General features: G+C 53.0%; 19 protein-coding genes and 1 pseudogene. 8 read left to right on the top strand and 12 right to left on the bottom strand.

Annotated features, from left to right (window positions below; all coding sequences use genetic code 11):
* Positions 1–57: 57 nt before the first annotated feature.
* From HMPREF0178_RS04300 to HMPREF0178_RS04260, 9 genes are all read right to left on the bottom strand, one after another.
* Complete coding sequence (locus HMPREF0178_RS04300; RefSeq protein WP_005024615.1) at positions 58–342, bottom strand: UxaA family hydrolase; 285 nt, start codon at positions 340–342, stop codon at positions 58–60.
* A 77-nt stretch (positions 343–419) separates the two neighbouring features.
* Positions 420–1,013 (bottom strand): FumA C-terminus/TtdB family hydratase beta subunit, encoded by a 594-nt coding sequence (locus tag HMPREF0178_RS04295; protein WP_009379381.1) that lies wholly within the window; start codon positions 1,011–1,013, stop codon positions 420–422.
* A gap of 17 nt (positions 1,014–1,030) precedes the next feature.
* On the bottom strand, positions 1,031–1,912 hold the full coding sequence (locus tag HMPREF0178_RS04290; RefSeq protein ID WP_009379379.1) for a fumarate hydratase: 882 nt from the start codon (positions 1,910–1,912) through the stop codon (positions 1,031–1,033).
* 11 nt (positions 1,913–1,923) lie between these two features.
* Positions 1,924–3,366, bottom strand: a complete 1,443-nt coding sequence (locus HMPREF0178_RS04285) for a cytochrome b N-terminal domain-containing protein (protein ID WP_009379377.1) — start codon at positions 3,364–3,366, stop codon at positions 1,924–1,926.
* Complete coding sequence (locus tag HMPREF0178_RS04280) at positions 3,366–4,643, bottom strand: 2Fe-2S iron-sulfur cluster-binding protein (RefSeq protein ID WP_009379375.1); 1,278 nt, start codon at positions 4,641–4,643, stop codon at positions 3,366–3,368. Before HMPREF0178_RS04280 ends, HMPREF0178_RS04285 begins: the two co-directional genes overlap by 1 nt.
* A gap of 19 nt (positions 4,644–4,662) precedes the next feature.
* The gene (locus tag HMPREF0178_RS04275) at positions 4,663–5,001 is read right to left on the bottom strand and encodes a succinate dehydrogenase (protein WP_009379373.1); all 339 of its coding nucleotides are present in this window, start codon (positions 4,999–5,001) and stop codon (positions 4,663–4,665) included.
* A gap of 39 nt (positions 5,002–5,040) precedes the next feature.
* Positions 5,041–6,768, bottom strand: coding sequence for an L-aspartate oxidase (locus tag HMPREF0178_RS04270; RefSeq protein ID WP_009379367.1), 1,728 nt, complete (start codon positions 6,766–6,768; stop codon positions 5,041–5,043).
* Positions 6,769–6,963: 195 nt separating this feature from the next.
* Positions 6,964–8,307, bottom strand: a complete 1,344-nt coding sequence (locus HMPREF0178_RS04265) for an SLC13 family permease (protein WP_009379365.1) — start codon at positions 8,305–8,307, stop codon at positions 6,964–6,966.
* A gap of 307 nt (positions 8,308–8,614) precedes the next feature.
* Positions 8,615–9,391 (bottom strand): sulfite exporter TauE/SafE family protein, encoded by a 777-nt coding sequence (locus HMPREF0178_RS04260; protein WP_009379363.1) that lies wholly within the window; start codon positions 9,389–9,391, stop codon positions 8,615–8,617.
* Positions 9,392–9,760: 369 nt separating this feature from the next.
* Between HMPREF0178_RS04260 and HMPREF0178_RS04255 the strand changes: the two genes are divergently transcribed.
* The 5 genes from HMPREF0178_RS04255 (at position 9,761) to HMPREF0178_RS04235 (ending at position 14,624) form a co-directional block, all read left to right on the top strand.
* Complete coding sequence (locus tag HMPREF0178_RS04255; RefSeq protein WP_009379361.1) at positions 9,761–11,374, top strand: sigma-54-dependent Fis family transcriptional regulator; 1,614 nt, start codon at positions 9,761–9,763, stop codon at positions 11,372–11,374.
* Between the two features lie 1,519 nt (positions 11,375–12,893).
* The gene (locus HMPREF0178_RS23005; protein ID WP_369736763.1) at positions 12,894–13,076 is read left to right on the top strand and encodes a tyrosine-type recombinase/integrase; all 183 of its coding nucleotides are present in this window, start codon (positions 12,894–12,896) and stop codon (positions 13,074–13,076) included.
* A 739-nt stretch (positions 13,077–13,815) separates the two neighbouring features.
* Positions 13,816–13,992 (top strand): DUF4160 domain-containing protein, encoded by a 177-nt coding sequence (locus tag HMPREF0178_RS20855; RefSeq protein ID WP_009379357.1) that lies wholly within the window; start codon positions 13,816–13,818, stop codon positions 13,990–13,992.
* 95 nt (positions 13,993–14,087) lie between these two features.
* A complete protein-coding gene (locus HMPREF0178_RS04240) occupies positions 14,088–14,336 on the top strand; it encodes a DUF2442 domain-containing protein (protein WP_009379355.1) in 249 nt (82 codons plus the stop codon).
* Positions 14,337–14,405: 69 nt separating this feature from the next.
* Positions 14,406–14,624 (top strand): hypothetical protein, encoded by a 219-nt coding sequence (locus tag HMPREF0178_RS04235; protein WP_009379354.1) that lies wholly within the window; start codon positions 14,406–14,408, stop codon positions 14,622–14,624.
* A gap of 1,996 nt (positions 14,625–16,620) precedes the next feature.
* Here HMPREF0178_RS04235 and HMPREF0178_RS21420 read toward each other — a convergent pair.
* Positions 16,621–16,875, bottom strand: coding sequence for a hypothetical protein (locus HMPREF0178_RS21420; RefSeq protein ID WP_157134885.1), 255 nt, complete (start codon positions 16,873–16,875; stop codon positions 16,621–16,623).
* 178 nt (positions 16,876–17,053) lie between these two features.
* On the opposite strand from HMPREF0178_RS21420, the gene HMPREF0178_RS23000 reads away from it, so the two are divergent.
* From HMPREF0178_RS23000 to HMPREF0178_RS04215, 3 genes are all read left to right on the top strand, one after another.
* Complete coding sequence (locus tag HMPREF0178_RS23000) at positions 17,054–17,587, top strand: DUF5710 domain-containing protein (protein ID WP_009379352.1); 534 nt, start codon at positions 17,054–17,056, stop codon at positions 17,585–17,587.
* Positions 17,588–17,731: 144 nt separating this feature from the next.
* A complete protein-coding gene (locus HMPREF0178_RS04220) occupies positions 17,732–18,445 on the top strand; it encodes a toprim domain-containing protein (RefSeq protein ID WP_232281190.1) in 714 nt (237 codons plus the stop codon).
* Positions 18,446–18,453: 8 nt separating this feature from the next.
* Positions 18,454–18,687 carry a hypothetical protein gene (locus HMPREF0178_RS04215; RefSeq protein ID WP_009379348.1) on the top strand — a complete coding sequence of 78 codons (234 nt, stop codon included), beginning with the start codon at positions 18,454–18,456 and terminating at the stop codon, positions 18,685–18,687.
* Between the two features lie 511 nt (positions 18,688–19,198).
* On the opposite strand, the gene HMPREF0178_RS22410 is transcribed toward HMPREF0178_RS04215, so the two are convergent.
* Together HMPREF0178_RS22410 and HMPREF0178_RS22405 are read right to left on the bottom strand one after the other, a co-directional pair.
* Positions 19,199–19,399, bottom strand: a complete 201-nt coding sequence (locus HMPREF0178_RS22410) for a ParA family protein (protein WP_232281189.1) — start codon at positions 19,397–19,399, stop codon at positions 19,199–19,201.
* Between the two features lie 35 nt (positions 19,400–19,434).
* Positions 19,435–19,629, bottom strand: a pseudogene (locus HMPREF0178_RS22405) (hypothetical protein); the annotation flags it as partial.

Raw genomic sequence — 19,629 nt, 5'->3', positions numbered from 1 at the left:
CGAATGCCCACGCGGCCGTCGTCGCGGCGATACCGAAAAATGACTTTTGCATGTGACCTACCACCTTTTGGTCTTGACGTTGTGGACATGAAGATGCTCGCCCTGACGGATGGGTTTGACAACCTTCCCGATATCGGTGCCGTACTTGAAGACGGTATCGCCGACATTCAAATCCTTGAGTGCGATCTTGTGTCCGATCGGAATATCATCGAGGACCTTGAACGTAATGGTCTTGTCCTCTTTCATGATCCAGCCAGTCAGTTCCTGACCGGCCTTCACGCCTTCCACGGTGATGACGCCGACGCTGTCGCCGTCTTCATGAACCAGAAATTGCACTGACATGATTGCCTCCTTGAGGTTGCGGCATGGGCCTTGATGGCCCATGCCGATTGACGCATGTGATGGCGGAAAAGGCATCCCTACAGTACGCCGAGTTTCGCGTAGATTTCGGGGAGCTTCTTTTTGACGTTTTCGGTGACCTGGTCGTAGAGGTGGACGCCGTGGCTGTCCATCGCCACCGTGAGGGGCCCGAAGTTCTTCACCCGGAAACGATAGAGGGCTTCGGGATGCAGCTCTTCGAAGTAGACCGCTTCCACTTCCTCAATCTGCTCGGTTTCCAGCGCCGCCGCGCCGCCTACGATGGCCAGATAGACGGCCCCGTACTTTTTCATGGCGTCGAGGCTCCCCTGATACAGGCCTCCCTTGCCGATGATGGCCCGCACTCCATACTGGCCGATAAGGCCGGGGGTGAAACGGTCCATACGCGTACTTGTGGTGGTGCCCACGCATATTTTTTCCCACTTGTCGCCCACTTTACGCAGGCTGGGTGCGGTATGGATACAGGGCATCCCTTCAAGGCTCACTGGCGGAGGGTTATTGTGGTCAAAGATGTGGATTTGGGTCAGGTCCCGGATGCCGAACAACGGGCCGTCGAAGTAGACGGTGTCCCCGGCGTGCAGACTGCGGATGACCTCTTCGGAAAAAGGCGACGTGAGGTGATGTACCTTGCTCATCTTCTCTTTCTCCCTTGTTAGTAGCCGTAGGCCACGTTGCCGGAGGGCGTGATGACTGCACGAGCGCGGCGGGCGGGCCAGCACTGGGTGTTCACGGCTACGGGATTCTGGGTGATATGGGTATATGCGCACTCAATGTGTACGGCCAGGCAGGAAACATCGCCGCCCAAACCCATGGGGCCACGCCCCGTGGCGTTGATGGCTTCTTCCAGCTCTTCTTCCATCTCGGCGATCAGGGGATCGGGGTTGCGCTGTCCAACAGGGCGTGCGATGGCGTCTTTGGCCAGTTTCATGACCAGATCCGCTGTGCCGCCCAAACCCACGCCGATGATGCCGGGAGGGCAAGGATTTGCGCTGCTTTCCACCACCGTGTCCAAGATGAACTTCTTCACGGCCTTGATGCCGTGCTGGGGATAGAACATATGCATCTTGCTCATGTTCTCGGAGCCGGACCCCTTGGGCATCATCAGGATGTCGAGGTCGGAGCGTTCGCCGTCAAAGTCGAAATAGGTCACCGGAAGACCGGGGCCCACCGAGGTCTGAGGGTTGACGCGCGTGATGTCGTGGGTCGCGCTGCTGCGGAAGGGGAATTCCACCGTAGCCCGTTTGGCGCCTTCATAGAGGGCTGCCTTGATCTTCGCGCCATTCCATGTGTAGCCGGAGCCGATCTTCACCTTGTAGATGGGCAGGCCGGTGTCCTGACAAAGCAGAGTTTTTTTGGTGTCCGCGATTTCGATGGCCTTGAACATGGCCTCGAAGATGCTGCGGGCGGCGGGCTGGGTCTCCCTGGCGTAAGCCTTTTTCAAAGCTTCGCGCACATCCGGCGGCAGGTCGCATAATGCCTTGATGTAGAGCTGCTTGGCCGCTTCTTCCACAATGGCGTAATCAAAGTTTTCCATGAGTATTCTCCTTATGAGCCGGGCACGGCCGCCACATTGGGGGAGGCCTGAGGCGCACGGCTGGTTTCCAGAATCTCGGGCACGGGCTTTTTGACGGCCTTGGCGTTGCTAAAATCCAAGGACAACAGGAAGGCCGACAGATCCTTGAGCTGTTCGGGCGTCAGATCATAGGCGGGCATGGTGGAGGAAGAATATATCGTGAGCGGGTTCTTGATGTAGTCCGCCAGATACTCGGCGCTCCTGCCCTTCTTGACCATGTTGCTCATGTCAGGCCCGGTCCTGTGTCCGCCCTGTCCAAGAATGTTGTGGCAGTAAGAGCATTCGCGTTCGGCATAGAGGAACATGCCTCGTCCGGCTTCTTCGCTCATAGGCTTGTCGGGTACGATAAGGAACTTCTTGTAGGGAGCGGCATCGGCATAGGCCATGACGGTCAGGTAGACGATGCTGATTACGAAGGTGGAGGCGATGCAGACCGAAACCGGCCTGTTGCCCATGCCTTTCAGCTTGCTTTCGCTGAAGAAGGGCACGCCGAAGAGGAGGAAGAGTCCGCCGCCGAAGAGGATCAGGCTGCCGATCATTTCCCACGAGCCGGTAAAGAAGGTCAGCAGCTGGAAGAGCCACATGTAATACCACTCGGGCCTGGGCAGGTAATCGGGAATGAACGTGCCCGCCCTCGCTTCCATGTGCGGCGGCGCGTAAGAGGCCAGCAACAGGAGCCCTACGAAGATGCAGCCGAACGCGAGGGTGGTGCGGTTGGTGTGCTCGGGATAAAAGCGATACGGCTGGCCGGAAGGTGGGGGGAGGCACTCGCCAGCCAGCCGTTCGCGCGGGTCGGAAAGGTTATGGACGCGTATGAGGTAGATGTGCACAGCCATGAGCATCAGCAGGCAAGCCGGCAGAATCAGGGTATGCACCGAGTAGAAGCGAGTGAGGGTAAAGCCCGAAATGTCGCTCCCGCCCAGAATGAAACGGGTGATGTAGTTGCCCACGCCCGGATACTGGTTGGGAATGTTTGCGCCTACCACTGTGGCCCAGTAGGCCTTCATATCCCAAGGCAGCAGATAGCCTGTGAAGCCCAAGCCGAGCGTCACCAGAAACAGGCAGACGCCCGTGAGCCAGGTGATTTGCCGGGGAGCGGCATAGGAGCCGTGCATGTAGGTCACCATCAGGTGGCAGAACACGAGCAGAACCATCAGGCCCGCGCTCCAGTGATGCAGGCCGCGCACTATGTTGCCGAGTGGGACTTCGTTGCTGATATACTGTACCGAATCCCATGCCTTATCCGGCGATGGCACATAGTAGAAGGCCAGAATCATGCCGGTCACCACGAGCAGCATGAAGGTTAAGGCGCACATGGTGCCCAGCACCGCGCTCCAGCCTGTGCCGTCCGGCAGCCTTTTGTACAGGAAGGGCTTGAGATACTTTTCCCAGCCAAGATCACTGCGAATATTCATCAGACCACCTCTACCTTAAGAATGCCGTCTTCCAGTTTCCATGGCAGGCGGGCCAGGGGAGCCGGCGGCGGACCCGCGATGACGTTGCCGTCCCTGTCAAACGCCCCGCCGTGGCAGGCGCATTTGAAACGCCGGGAAAGCTCATCCCAGCTCACAGCACAGCCCAAATGCGGGCAGCTGCTGCTGAAGCAAATGAAATCCTTGTCCGAATCACGGCGGACCAGCACGGGCACTTCCTTGTTTTCCACGTGGAAAGCCTGCTTACGCGGATAGCTCAAGGTGACGCTGGTGATGCCGCCCACGGGGAAGTCCTTTTCATTCCCGGCATTCACCCACTGCGGGGACTGGTTTTCCAGCGTGGGCCCCACGGCCGAAACGCCGAGAACAGCTCCCAGAGAAAGGGCCACGCCAGCGCCAATAAGCCCTGTCGCGCTCTTGAGGAAGGCGCGGCGTTCGGGCTGATGGCTGTGGCAGGAGCAGGTGTGCTGCTCTTGCGCTTCGGGTTTGGGCTTAGGCGGAGCCAGCTCGGCGGGATGCGGCGGCAGTGGTTTGATATCTTTGAGATTCTTTAGAGCCATCCGCTGGATATATTTGATGGCCCGTGTGCCGCTGATGGACTTGGGGCAGACTTCCGTACAGTTGAATTCCGTGCGGCAATTGTAACAACTGTCCAGAGCCCTCGTCAGGCGGGCTTCGAAGAGCCCATCGCGCTTGTCGGCCAGCAGGGTAAAAGCCCGGTTGAGCGCGGCGGGGCCGCAATAGCTGTCGTGGCTGTCCACCATGGTGCAGCTTGAGACGCAGCAGCCACAGGCGATGCAGTCGGTGGCCATGCCGATGTCCACCCGTTCGGGGGTGTCCGGCTTGATGACGTACGGCTCGGTGCGTTTTTCCGCCGGTTCAAAGAAGGGCAACGCGTCTTCGTACTTGGAGAAGAACGGGCCCATGTCCACCAGGAGATCCTTTATAACCGGGAAATGGTTCAGGGGACGCAGGGTGATGTCCTGATCGGCGGGCAGATCACAGACGTTGGTCTTACAGGCCAGCCCCTCGCGCCCATTGATGACCATGCCGCACGAGCCGCACATGTTCACGCGGCAGGCGAAACGGAAGGAAATACTCGGATCCTGTTCCTTCTGGATTCGCAGCAGAACGTCCAGAATGGTGGTGGTTTCGGGGTTGTCGATAGTCAACTGGTAGCTTTGGAACGTCCCTTCGCCGCCTTTGACAGGATCGTAGCGAAATATGCGTACGTTGCGAACAACTTTTGACGATTGCATGGCATCCTCCTCACTTCTTTTAGTAGATGGCAAACCACGCAATGACCACGGCGGCGACGCCGAGGCCGAGCGTCCAGGGGACTAAGCGGCGGGCCGAGGAGATTTTGGCGAGATTGAAGTCCAGAAGGATGACGCGCAGGCCCAACGAGGCATGGAAGGCCACGGCTAACAGAAGCAGGAACTGGAGATACGGCTTGTAGGTAAAGCACAGATGCAGGACCAGCAGGAACACGATGAAGACCGCGCTCACGCGCTGCAACAGCCAGGCCCACATGCCCACATGGGTACGGCCGCGGCGGTACGGATCAATTTCTCCCCACTGCAAGGGTTTTCTGTATTCAAGTTCGGACGTATTCATCTTTTCTCTCCCGATAGGTTGCAGGATACTGGGGGTGGATCACTTCTTGTGCTTCTGACACTCTTCGAGGGATTTGTGTTTAAAGACCACATCCTTCTTTTCAAAAACCGGCATTCCGTCGCCGCCCCGCCACATGAAGGTGTTGAACAGGCCGTACTCGTCCCGCTGCTTGGGGAAGTCCTCGCGGGTGTGCGCCCCGCGCGTCTCTTCGCGCTGGAGGGCGGAGACCGCCGCCATGACGGAGACGTCAAGCATGTTCAGTGTGTCGAGGTGGGTGTTGAATTCCATGTTGTAGACCTTGTTGCCGCTCACGCTGGCCTTCTCCACGTCATGGCGCAGGGAGGCGAAGTCCGTAAGGGCCGTTTCAAGACGGTCCTGTCTGCGCACCACGCCCACGTTGACCCAGTTGGTTTCCTGAATCTCGCGCCGGTTTTCGAAGGGCGACTTGCCGTTCTTGCGGCTGTAGGGTGCGGTCAGGCGGGCGATGCTCTCTTCGGCCATGCCGCGGGCGCTTTCCTTGACGGAGCGGTTCTCGGCTTTGGAGAGGTAGTCCGCTATGGATTTGCCCGCCAGACGGCCATAGACGCAGGATTCGCAGATACCGTTGCCGCCCAGCCGGTTGGCCCCGTGTACGCCGCCGGCGTCCTCACCGGCCACGAAGAGCTTGTCCAGAGAGGCCCGGCATTTCACGTCGATGACAGCCCCGCCCATGAAGAAGTGGGCCGATGGCGAAACAGGCACCATGTTGTGCGCGAGATCGTATTTGAACTGGGCGCAGCGTTCTGCCATGCCGGGGAAGTTGCGGAGCACGAAATCCGCGCCGAGGTGGGCCGCGTCGATGCGCACGCCGCCTTCGGGACAGGCGCGACCGGCCATCATTTCCAGATAGGCCGAACGGCTGACCACGTCGCGGGTGGCGCGTTCGGCGACGTCCGGCGCGTACTTGAGCATGTAGCGCTCGCCTTCGCCGTTATAGAGGTGGGCGCCCGCGCCGCGCAGCCCTTCTTCAAGCAGGGAACCGGCTACCACGCTGCCGGGAACGATGAGCCCCGTAGGGTGGAACTGGATCATTTCCATGTCGCGCATCCGCACGCCCGCCCGGTAGAGCATGGCGATGCCGTCAGCCGACTTTTCGGGGCCGGGAGCGTGAAAACGGTACTGGGTAGGCCCGCCGCCGGTAGCCACCAGCGTGGCCGCGGCTTCCACGACGTGGAAGGTGCCGTGGCGCATGTTGTAGAGCAGAGCCCCGGTTACGGTCTGGCCTTCGGCGTCCAGCAGCAGCTCCACGGCACGCGTTTCTTCCAGCACGGGAATCCGCCGTTTGAAGACCTGCTCGGTGGTCCGGCTGATGATTTCGATGCCCGTCAGGTCGCCCTTGTGGACCGTGCGGTCGAAGCACTGACCGGCGAAGGCCTTCTGATGAATATGGCCGTCCGGGCGGCGATCAAAGAAGCAGCCGCTGATGGTTTCCAGTTCCTTGACCGTGGGCGTGGCCTGTTCCACCAGTTGCAGGGCCAAGTCTTGATCATTGATATACTGCCCACCCTTCAACGTATCCATAAGGTGCTTTTCATGGGAATCGCCCGGATCGAGCACTACGTTGAAACCGCCCTGGACCATGCGGCTGCATCCCCCTTTGCCCTTCAGTGCTTTGGTGGCAATGAGGATGTTCAGGTCCGGGTTGGCGTCATGGGCATAGATGGCCGCCAGTTCTGCGGCGGCTCCCATGCCCAGCACCAATAAGTCAACCTTGTAGTCCACATTCATACGTCTTACCCCTATAAAAGGATTGTGGTAACTGCACTGCCTTAAATAAAGCAAAGATGGTGCCATCTTTTATTTGTTCTATAATTGTCTGATATGTTGTTATATTGCTGGCTAGAACCATCTTTGCGTCTATTCTCTGTCCGAAATAAGAGCAGATCAGCGCCCGCATTTGGACGAAAACGCCCATAAATGCGGTTAAGGCATGAAAGGCCAGACGGAAGGGATAATCAGCACTGCAAGAGCAAAGGAGAGAACCTGCCAGAAAAAGCCGTACCGGACGTAATCCCCGAAGGTATAGTTGCCGGGCCGCAGCACCAGCGTATTGGAAGGCGTGGCGATGGGCGTCATGTAACAGGCCGCGGCACTCATGGCGATGCCCATGACGAAGGGCAGGGGGCTGAGGTTCATGCCCAGAGCGATGGGAATGACCAGAGGCACCATGATGGCCGTGGTGGCCGTATTGGACATGATGTTGGTCAGTATGCCGGTAACGAGCATGAGAACGCCGAAAAGAATATAGGGATCGCTGAAATAGCTGACCACGAAATCGGCTATCAGCTGGGCAGCGCCGGACTTGTTCATGGCGAAGCTCATGGACAACATGCCGGCGAAGAGCCAGACGGTGGTCCAGTCGATGCCCGCCTGGGCCTGCTTGAGGGTCATGCAGCGGGTCATGACGCAGAGCATGGCGCCCAGCATGGCGGCGGAGGTCAGCGGCACCAGACCCGTGGCCATGCAGACGATGACGAGGAAGTAGATGCCGCCCGCAATCCACATGTGTATGCCGCCGTCAGGCGTTTCGATTTCCTTGAGCTCAGCCACGTCCTCACGTGCCGGGGGGATCAGGAAGCGGGGGAACAGGCCGAAAAGAAGGGCGCCTAAGAGGGTCAATGGCAGACCGAACCAGGCGAATTCAAAAAAGGCGAACTGCCCGTATTCCGGCGCCATCTTGGCCAGAATACCGTTGGCCACCATGCTTGGAGCCTGCCCCACAAGCGAGATACAGCCGCCGAAGCTGGCCGCGTAGGCCGTGGGCAGCAAGATGCGTGAAGGGGACAAGTGGGCCTTGCGGGCGATGGAAATGAGCATGGGCAGGGTGATGGCCGTGACGCCCGCATTGTTCAAAAAGGCCGACATGAAGGCGATGAGAAGAATGGAGAAGACCAACAGGCGGGTTTCGCTGGCCCCCGCCTTGTTGATGATCGAGGTCGCCACACGTTGGGCAAAGCCCGTGGCGAAGGTTGCCTCGCCCAGCATGAACAGGCCCACGATGGTCAGGATGCTGGTGTCGCCGAAGCTGACCCATGCCTCCTTGACGGTGATGACGCCAAGCGTGGAAAGCGCACAAGGAACGAGAATGGAGGTGACGGCCAAGGGAATCCATTCCGTAAAAAAAAGCACCGCGGCTATGAAAAGCACACCGAAAACAATGTATACGTGGGGCATGTTGACGGCTTGCGGCGTCGCGTTGGCGGCATACACCATCTCAGGCAGCAAGAACACGGCAAGGGCGAGGAAGAATGCACAGATCTTTTTCATGAAATTTTTCCGTTGTTAAAAGGTCTGTTTTAAAATGATATTTATTTCACAATTTTAATGAGCCTCAAAACAGTTCTATTTTTATAATTGTTTGATTTATAATTTATTTTTAATCAACAGGGCCTGGTGACACGTTTTCTTTTAGAGCCTAGGCAGACTGGAATCGTATTTATTTCATGTGATTACTCCTTTGTTTAAAGTGATATAGGGTTAAATGGCATATAAGTGAAATAATTCACACAATAGGGCGCACGAAAAGCCACAGCCGTGCCGCCGTTGGAGACCGGCATGGCGCGAGAGGGGGAGGTCAGACGCACAGCGTGATGGAAACAAAGAAGATGAAGCAGAGAACGATTTTTCTGAACAGGAGATGGTTACACCGCTTGTTGACGATGTTGCCGAGATAGGAGCCGATGAAGATCATGGGGATGGCGGGAATCACCTGCGCCAGCGCACTGAGGCTGATGATGTCGATCCAGACGTATGAGATGGTCTTATAGATGTTGGTGACAAAAAAAAGGATGACCGTAGTGCCCACGAATACGCGGCGGTCACGCGCGGCCGTAAGGAGGTACAACGACCAGACCAGACCGCCGGCATGTGCCAGCACGGTGGAAAGCCCGCCAAGGAATCCATAGAAATACGCTCCCTTGCGGTTTTGCTCTTCACTATCCCCGCAATGGGCGTTGAGCTTCCCGAAACCTTTCTTCAACAGGGTGGTCACGGGGAATTGTGGCCAGAGCATACCCAGAGCGTACAGTGCGCCCAAAATGCCCACGCCGATGCGGAAGGCCTTGCCCGGAATCATGGGCAGCAACACAATGCCTGTAAACAGGCCCGGAATGATGGCCAAAAAAAGGCGCGCCAACTCACGCCGGGGCAGCCATTGCTTCCAATAGTAATGCAGGCCAATAATGTCGGAAGCCAGCAGCATAGGTGCTCCCAGACCAAGAGCTACTTTGGCGGGAAAGATCAGCGCCAAGGTGGGCAGCAACACCAGCCCCGATCCCACGCCGACGCCGGTTTTAATAAGACCGGAAAGAAAGCCCGCAGCGGCAAGAAAAAGATCGGATTGGGTGAGCATAGCAATATCCTCTGTGAAATACATATTGTTAAAACGCAATAAACTAGTACAGAAGCATCTAAAAGATAGATTGCATTCTCTGATATTAAGCCACAGAAGCATATATGATCGGGTATATAGATATATCGTACTAAAAAGGGATTGCTTCTCCTTAATATCTGGTGCTAAAAGAATGAAAAACGGTACTGCAATAGGAATGTGTTTTTAGAACAGCAAAGTCTGTGCCAGATAAGGATAACTTATAGATATCCAGAATTGCTGTTTATTCTGCTTATGCCATTTGTAGGGAAGCATAGAGACATGCTGAGATATAGGCACCTTTATCCATATATCAGCAAAAAGAGCTTCATCTGGGCAGGAGAACACGTTATGCTAGAGCAGTATGATGAACATCGTTTAGGCAATTCAGTGGCGGTTGCGGCCCGGATCATTTATCGTTTGTCAAAGCTGGTCCCCGACAACATGGACCGCAGCGGGCTTTTTTCCTTTTTTTCCAAAGAACTTCGTGCGTCTTTTCATTATGATCGATTCAGTATTTTCCTTTATGACGCCGAACGTGATTTTCTTACCGCCTTTACGGCGGCCGACGGCACCGTGGTGGAGGTTTTCTCCGACACGCGCATTGCCCAGAATACGGTGGCTTGGCAGGCCATCCAGACGCGCAAACCGGTGGTCATCAAAAATCTGGCCTCGCTGAACTGGGGCGGTGCGGTTTCTCTGGCTTCGGTGGGGCTTACCGCCACCATTGCCCTGCCGCTCATCCTCAACCGTCAGGTCATCGGTACGCTGCACGTCTCGTTTGTGCGCCAGCCTGATAATCTTGTGGAAATTCTGAATCTGTTGCAGCAACTCAGCCCGGTCCTGACGACTTTTTTGTTCGTCATCCTCACCGAGGAACGGAGGGCACGCACTCAGGCTGCCGACCGCGCCGCGCTGGACTCGTCGTGCGAAACGGAGGCAGCCTTTCCGCTGGAAAACAGCCTGCTGGAAACCAAGGCCATGACGAAGGTCATGGCCTTGGCGCGCAAGGCGGCCAAGCTGCATATCCCGGTGCTGATTAGCGGTGAAACCGGAACCGGCAAGAGTATGCTGGCCCGCTGGCTGCATCTGCACAGTCCCCGGCGGGCGGCGAACTTCGTCAAGGTGAATTGTCCCTCGCTGGCTCCGACCTTGTTCGAGAGTGAAATGTTCGGCTACGCCAAAGGGGCCTTCACCGGGGCCTACGCGAAACGCATCGGCCGTATTGAGATGGCCCAGAAAGGTACCCTGTTTCTTGATGAAATCGGTGAACTCTCAATGGATATGCAAAGCAAGCTGCTTCAGGTCATGGAGGAGAGTTCTTTCGAGAGGGTAGGCGATGCCCGCTCTATCAATGTTGATATCCGCGTGCTTTCCGCCACCAATATTGATTTGGAAACGTCGCTGGCGCAGGGGCGGCTACGACGGGACCTGTTCTACCGTCTGGCCTCGGTCACGCTACGCCTTCCTCCACTGCGCGATCGACAAAGCGATATACCCATACTGGTGGACTATTACATTAAACAATTTTCCAAGTCGTGGTTGATAGAGCCTCCTCATCTGTCCCCAAGTGTCCTCAGCGCGCTCTGTAACCACGATTGGCCCGGCAATATCCGTGAGTTGCGCAATGTCGTCAGCAGACTTTTACTGCATTCTCTGGATGGGGCTGTAACGGAAGCATTGGTACGGGAAACGCTGCATGAATGGGACAACATTTCCGGTCAGACGGCAAAACCCGCGCAGCCCCTCTCGTTATCCGCACCAGCCGAAATTCCACTACAGGCGCCCTCCAGGGGAAATGACACCGATTTGCCAAGTCTTGAGGAAAATGAACGTGCCCATATTCTGGAGGCATTACGCCTCACTGGAGGTCGTCTGTCTGGCCCGCGTGGTGCTGCGGCCCTGCTGAAGGTGCCACGGTCCACGTTGCAACACAGAATACGCAAGCTGGGTATAGTGGTGTAGGGCCATCCGACGTCTGAAGGTGTTTCGCTTTGTCAGTTCAGCAGGCGGAACAACCCGGATCATTTATGGAAATATCCCCAGCCTCCAGAGGGCAATACGTGAAGAGACAGGACGGAACACAGCCTGCAATACATGAGAACCATTCATACAAGAGCTTCCAGAAGGGAGAGGGCGAATCCCCACAGGAGCGCGCTGTGACTTCGGATATGCCCCTGCCGCGTGAAGGCCGAGCAGCAAGGCCAGTTCTGTTATCGAGACGATGAGTTTCCGCCTTATGCCACGGCGAATATCGGCAAGGAATTGTGTACAGCCGGGAAAATCGACTAGGAGGCGGATTCGAAGCGGGCAGGTGGTCCCTGAAGGCCGGGCCTTTGGGCGCGGCCAGAGGAGGGGTGTACATCCTGTGGGCAGGGAAAAACAGTGCGGCGCGCAGGTCATACGCTTCCCGGATGAAGGCGGCATCTTCATGACGGAGGTTACGCCTTGAACAGGAAGGGGCTCGGAGTTTTTGGACGTAGGGGGGGGGGAGTTTTTCCAGAAGGCCGCAGGACGTAGCGGATCTGGAGGGAGCGGAGCGGCTTGGGGGCCGGGAGGGAGGGCTTTACAAGGGCGGGTGCTTAAATACAAAAGGCGCACCACAAAACCTCAATTTTTGAGGTAGCGTGATGCGCCTTCAGATGTCTGTTGGCGTCCCAAAGCGGATTTGAACCGCTGTTGACGGCGTGAAAGGCTGTATTTCTTTCTAGCTACTAGTCTTTGATTCTCAAAGACTTTTTTTACCTACATGCGAATTTTTCCTTATATACCGCATGAGGTAAGAAATGGCAATACTGAAAGACGCTTGGCAACTTATAATTCTTTAACTCTTTGTGATGACTCGAAAAAGGGAGTAAGAACCCAACTCCGTAGGTGGGAGCTTCACCTCTCTCACCTCGAATAGAGAGAAATCAACTCTATAAAAAAACTCGATCTCGCTCGGCTCCGCTGTCATCTCGGAAAAAAGAATTTGAGCCCACAAACCATCTACCACTGTCTGAGCTTGCTCAGACGTGTCCTGTATACCGCAAAAGAATATGAACTCAGCGATACAAAATTGCCATCGTTTCAATGCCTAAAGTTAAAAATCAACGCTATCGCTTCCTGTCAATTGATGAAGCTAATATGCTGATAACCTGTTTATCAAATAGAAAGTTTTTTTCTAGTATGCTTTGGCGAGATTTCACTGTGCTGTCCATGAATACAGGAATTAGACCAAATAAACTTTTTAATCTCAGGCGATGTCATATTTATTTAAAAAATAAAATAATATATGTGGCTGAGAGTAAGAATGGAGATTCAGGATACATAAAAATGAAATCTATTGTTGCTTTGATATGCTGAAAACATTTACCTGCCTCACGTGAGGCATTATTATTTAATAAGGAAAATGGAGAATCCTTTACGCAGGCAGGATCTCCATTTCGGAGAGCAGTAAAACTATGTAGGTTTAATGAGGATATAACCGATCCGTTATATAAAGTTGTTTTTTTATACGTTGCGTCATACTTTTGCGAGTTGGTTAGTTATGCAAGGAGTTCCATTATATAGCGTAGGGAAAATGCTTGGACACAAGACAACGATAATGACGCAAAGATATGCCCATCTTTCGCCAGATTACATGAACTCGATAGATAAACTGCCTGATTTTGATATAAAAATATAATTAGTCATCCGGCTGAGTTCAACCAACACTTCAAGCAAAGGAAGGGTGCGCCTGTCGGCGCATCTTCCGCGCCATCGCTCCCTCCACTCCTGCACTCCTTGTGCAGCTCCGTGCGGCCAGCTTTTTGCTGGTCGTACTCGCTTCCGCGTCGCTTGTCGTTCCGGTCACTCTGTCACGGAAGCAGCCACGACCTTTGAGAGCAGAAGAGGAAAAGGAAAGGGTTGCGCGAGTTCGCGCAACTTCCGCGCCCTCACTCCCTGCGGTCGTTCCGGCACGGAAGCAGGCCTGTTTTTTCAGAATCTCTTCCTTTTTTCTGGCGTTGAAACGCCTTTATTAGTTCCCCCCAGATGGCTTCTTTCACTTGTGAAAGCCATCTGGGGAAACTGCTTAAAAGGCAGTTTTCAACTCCAGAGGAAAAAGCTCCGGGGGAGTGGGTGGATCAAAGGAGATGGTGAGTCGCTGGGCTGCCAAGTGAAAGGAACAGTCAACAATTGTGGAGGATTCCGATGAAGCAGGGTGACGTCTTTGTGAGCAGTTGGGGATATGAGCAGACGAACGTCGATTTTTATGAAGTGGTGAAGGTGACGGCGAAGACCGTAATGCTGATTCCTATTGAACGGAAGGTTCAGCTAAAAGGCTTCATGCGGTATACGGCCATGCCGATTCCGGGGAGCGGGACGGCCTTTCCTATGGACGGGAACTGTGAAAATGATTACTTCAAGACAGTGAGGGACCAACAATGCCTGTCATCGCAAGGTTCTACGGTATCATCATCAAAATGTACTTTTTGGCGGGGGAACACAATCCGCCTCACTTCCATGCCACCATCTATGGCGAATATGTCGGCGTCATAGGCTTGAATAAACTTGATATGATTGAAGGGGATTTACCCCGTAAGGCATTATCTCTTGTTTAAGAGTGGGCTGGAGAACACAGGGAGGCTCTGCAAAAAATGTGGGATACTCAGGAATTTATCCAGTTTCTCCCTCTCGTTTAAGTAGGAGGTACGCAATGTTCTATCGTATTCATTCCATCAACCCTCTTCCCAATAAGCATCTTTTGGTCTGTTTTTGGGATGATACGGTAAAGCCGTACGACATGGAGCCACTGATTAGGTCCATACCTGCTTTTCAGATACTGGAAGAGCCAGTTCTCTTCAATCAGGTTCGTGTTGATGCGGGGGGATATGGTGTTACTTGGAATGATAATCTAGACCTTTCCTGCAACGAACTGTGGGAAAAGGGAGAAATTGTGCAATAGGTTCTTTTTATTTTTATATATCATTGAAGGCGATTCGGAGACGGATCGCCTTTTTCTTTGGGAGAAACCATGAACGGCAAGCTGATGTTGTATCTAGATCAGTTTGGAAACTATTTCTACGCGAGAACTGTCAGGGAGCTGCGGGGGAAGGTTGGAAGCAGCGGGAGCAGAATCGCAAAAATGTATGTTAGAAACGGGGCCGACGGTGAGCCCCGACATATCGGTTATGTCATCGCGGGGCATTGGCTGAGGATGTTTGCGCCAATAGAATTACCCGTAAATCTGTAATACTGTATTTATATGACCCTGTATTATAAGGAGAGTTCGCTCTCTGGGGGAAAAGGAAGAGATGATGGCCGATTCCGCAAAGATGCGGAATCGGCCCACGGTTCCTCCCGTGCCCTCGACGAACATCTCTTTTGGGTCAATAAGTAGAAAATTAACTGTAAGGATTTTGGATGAAAAAAGGTGATATTCTAGTAAGTTTGTGGGGGGGATACGCATGTCAATGTTGATTTTTATGAGGTGGTGAGGACGACGGCCAAGTATGTATTCTTGGTGGCATCACTAAGCCATAGAGAGAAAATTCATTATATGCAGTACACGGCTATGCCTGTTTGGGGGAGTGGATACGGTGCGCCGCTCAAGAGAAAGATTATTCAACTCGGTAGCAGTGAGCCATTTTGCCGCATTTCTTCATCTAAGCGCGCAAGAGTATGGAAAGGAGGCCCTGAATTTGGATCGTACCCTCTCTTCCAGCGCGGGGCAGAGCCTCCGTCACTAGAGGCGTAACTTCCAGACTGGCCATGTGCGCCTGATGGCCAGCAACCGGAAGTTCCGGCCCAAACAACCCCACGCCAAAGAAGACGACTAAAAGGATACACTTGTACCCACCTGATAAGCCTAGGATATGGCATATCGGGGAAGAAATAGGGCGAACTATTCGCATGTACAGGGAACAAAGCTCACGCCAGTATCAAGGCTCTCCGCGTCCCCATATGCGTAGGGCGCATTGGCACGGTTTTTGGTCTGGCACAATCAAGTCCAAAGAAGGAGTTGAGCCTATTCCACGAGAATTTAAACTCCGGTGGCTGCCACCAATTCCTGTAGCTATGAATGATGAAGGAGATAGATAAGGAAGGGGACGCCTGACGGGACACCTGCGCTCCTTGTACAAATGAGCTTATTCGGCAGGGCGTTCTCATGAAAAAAAGTGGGGTTGTGGATATACAAAATGCGCCTAATGGCGCGACCTAAAAAGAAAAAGCTGAATCAGCGTATCCAAATCCTCCATAAGTTCCACCTTGGCTCTGCTTCCTGCATGTGCCGCAATGAAGAGATATACCCTTTTCGCCTCAGAAATGGGCCTAGAATCGTTTTTCTAGCGTTTCACGGGGATATGCCCAAAAAAAAGAAAGCCCCGGAAAAGGGGCTTTCCGGGGCGTTATCACTGCTTCAAAATTTCCTCTTCAAGCGCAGCAATCAGTGTACTTCGTACTAGCGGGCAGAAAATACGCTCTACGGGGCTACTAGCGGCCTTATTGGGTTGGCTGTGGGTGTTTCCTTTCCGCATATTGCCGTCGTGGAGTGTTTTTTAAAATGACGTGGATACTCTTCTGTGTGTCTTTTGATCAAAATAATATGCCCTCATTGGAATATTTTTGCATATTTGTGTATGAAGTATTCTCGCTTTAGGCACATCCATTTCGACACGAAAACCAGTAGAAAAAACACTGGATGTCATCGATGAAACAGCCATTTTTGATACAAAAATAGTGATTATTTCTTCAGAATGTACATCTTTTAAATCGAATTTTGATCTTGCATCAGCACTAAACAACAAACTACATTTGTTTATTTGTTTCAATTCTAATGCAATGCATTGAATTTCTTTAACGTCAATACAGTCAAGAATGATTTCTTTTGCCTGTGCATGTACAAAAAAATAAATATAGATATTAAGAATACAAACAACTGTACTATTCTGTATTTTTTACTGTGCATAATAGTTGTGCATCATCAAAATTTGTTACAAGTACAAGTTTCCAATCTACAGGAGCTTCACGAAAATATGAAAATCTAAAAACAACGGAACTAAGAGGAAGCAAATAATAACTTTTTGATTCTTTACCAAATTTATTATAACTGTCAATATTTACATCTGTACAACGTACGGGGTTCAAATTCTTTATATGTACATTAATAACTGAAGTTGCGGAAAAAAACAAAAAGAGAGGAGAAGTATCTCCCCTCAAGAGATCTGTAACAATAGGTGTATTTTTTATCAATGCCTTTTGAGCTGTTTTTTTAGGTAAGATTCGTTGTATCTTACATTTGCAGTTTGGATGAGGACGTTGTGGTTTTTCAAAAAAAGTTTTTTAGCAAAAGACTTGCATTTCTCACAAGCGCCTTCTTCTGGTGTAATAATCCAAATATCAGGCTTGATTAGTAAATCTGGATCAAGTTCACGAAGTCTTTTAGATGCACGCTCTTCTTCAAGATCTTTTATGAGTTCCTCAAGTGTACCATCTCTGTACATAGCATCCTCTCTTAGGTTACCGTTGCTGGTAAAGCGTTGCTAGCAAAATTCAGACAAGAAAAAAGATTGAACAATGTCAGCATATCAAAAGTCTGTCGGCAGCTTCTTAAATCAGCTATCAATGAGCTTATTCGGCAGGGCGTTCTCATGAAAGAAAGTGGGGTTGTGGATATACAAAATGCGCCTAATAGCCAACCTAAAAAGAAAAAGCTGCATAAGCTCCACCTTGGCTCTGCTTCCTGCATCCGTGGAGCAGCTCCTCAGCTGTTCCATAAGGAGGGGTGCGCCTAACGGCGCATCTTCCGCGCCATCGCTCCCTCCAGTGCAGCCCCCTCAGAAGGAAGCAAGCGAACCGCGTCGGGCCCCCCAACGGCTTTATTTGGCTGTTCCCTATCTGGAGCGGAAGGCGGCGAAGACGGCAGGGGCAAAATGGGACAGCATCGCTCAAAGCTGGTATGCCGGGCCACAGGCAGACATGAAACAGTTGAAAAGATGGCTTCCGGAAAATGTGAAGAGCGAACAGCTTCCCGCTATGACTCCCCGTGAGGAGTTTGTGGAAGCCCTGCGTTCTGTCGGGTGCATCGTCGAAGGAGAGCATCCGTTGATGGACGGTGGGCACATCGAATCAGGACGGAAGGCGATAGGGGGGAGCCTCTTCAGGGTTCTATGTCGCTTATATGGATGGGTGGCCAGCGGGGTACGTGAAGAATAATCGGACGGGAGAAGAGGTGCGTTGGAAAACGCAAGGGGCTTTTATAAGCCAACAGGATAAAGCGCCTTCCAAGCCGAATGCGCCAGAAAACAACAGGAGCGGGCCAAAGAGCAGCTTCTCGAACATGAAAAAACGGCAGAACGTGTGGCCGGGCAGCTCTCCTGGATGAAACAAGACGTGCCGACTCCTTATCTGGACAGGAAAGGGCTGGCTCCCCGAAGAGGAGCCTTTTGGGTCAAAGATGGAAAAACGACTTGCATCCCTGCTGTTGACGCAGATGGAAAGCTGTGGTCCATGCAGTATATTCAGGAAGACGGTACAAAGAGATTCGCCAAAAACAGCCGCAAGGAAGGGTGTTTTCACCCTGTGGGCGGCATGGACGCCTTACGTACCGCTCCTGCTATCGTCATAGCTGAGGGCTACGCTACGGCAGGGAGTATTTCTGATGCCATAGGTCATGCGACCGTCGCGGCTTTCGACTCGGGGAATCTTATGGCCGTGGCTACGGCTCTTAAAGATAACTACCCGGATAAAGCCGTAATCATCGCGGGAGATGACGATTTCCATCTCCTTAATCATCCGAAGGTTCGAGCCAATCCCGGACGTGAAAAGGCGGAAAAGGCTGCACAGGCCGTGGGAGATAAAGCCGTTTTTCCTGTTTTTGCTCCCGGAGAACGGGAAAAAGATATGGTCGGTTTTACGGACTTCAATGACCTTGCCCAAAAGAGCAGATTGGGCATGGCTTCAGTAGCCCGCCAGCTTAAACCGGCCATTGAGAAAGCCATTTCGGAAAAATCCGCTGAACTTGAGAGAAACAAACAACTGGTTCAATCCCATTCTGAAGGGATGAGCCACTGAGGTGGGTCATGAGCGAAAAAACGGAATTGTCGGCACGAGAGGCTGTGCGGGCCGCATACACGCGACCGGATGAAGCTACGACACTCAGGGAGTCTGTCGAGGCAAAGTGTGCCCTGCTTTCCATCCCCGGACTGGAGGTAGAATTTGATCCGGAGGAAGCGGAGCAGTGTGGCGCGTTCATGGAGAACGCTCTGAGCGAAGAAGAGGCGGCGGACGCATCACAGGATGTGATCTCTTGCTGACGAGAAAGGGCGTTCTCTTTACAGAGAGCGCCCTTTTCTTTTTGTATAGATTGATGTGGGGGGCGACAGTGTAAGAACCACTCAGTAGTGATGCGGAGGAGGTGTGTGCTGTCCATGATGTGGCGGAGGTGGTGTCACCGGTCCCCGATGATGAGGATGGCAACCATAAAGCCCTACGGACAGGGCCAAAACAGCCAGCAATAGAACCAGACGACGCATAGTTTTTCCTCCCTAATAGCCCTGTTTTTTCAGGTATTCATCAAGTGCTTCCCGCACTATGTCCACTTCTTTCCGACGTTCATCGAAAGCATACTTTCGAAGGCGTTCCGACAATGACCGCGATATGTTGTACATTTTTCTCTGGTCATTTTTCTCTGGCAGAGATTCTTGTATTTCTGTATTTATAGTGTTCTGTATTTTTGTATCACTAGAAGTCTGTATTTCTGTAGTATTGGGTTCCGTCCTGGTGAACAGCCCGCTGGGGCTCCCTTTCTTTACTTGGTTCTTCCCTCTATCCCCGAGTCCCATAGCATCCCTCCGTCCTTTCCAGAAATTCGGCGGCAAAGGCCGCATAATCTTTTGCGCCGTAACTGCCTCGCTTGTAGCTGAACACATCCTGCCCATTACTGGGGGCTTCCGCAAGGCTCACGTTGTCGCGGATGCGCGTCGAGAACAGTGCGTCTCCCCATTCGTCCGCGAGGGCAGCGGCCACATCTCTATTGAGTGTCTTTCGGGCATCAAAAAACGTCAGGACGAGTCCGAGGATTTCCAAATCGGGATTGAGATCACGGACAAGTTCTGCCGTCTGCCTGATGAGCGCGAGTCCCGCAGAGCGTAATATTCGACCTGTACCGGGACGAGCAACCCGTTCGCCGCATTGAGGCGTTGACGGTCAAAGCCCAAGAGAAGGTGGCAGTCAATCAGCACATAGTCGTATTCGCC

Source organism: Bilophila sp. 4_1_30 (genome assembly GCF_000224655.1).
In the GTDB taxonomy this organism is placed as follows: Bacteria; Desulfobacterota; Desulfovibrionia; order Desulfovibrionales; family Desulfovibrionaceae; genus Bilophila; species Bilophila wadsworthia.
The sequence above is the reverse complement of the archived record's forward strand: the minus strand, read 5'-3'. Positions and strand labels throughout refer to the sequence as shown.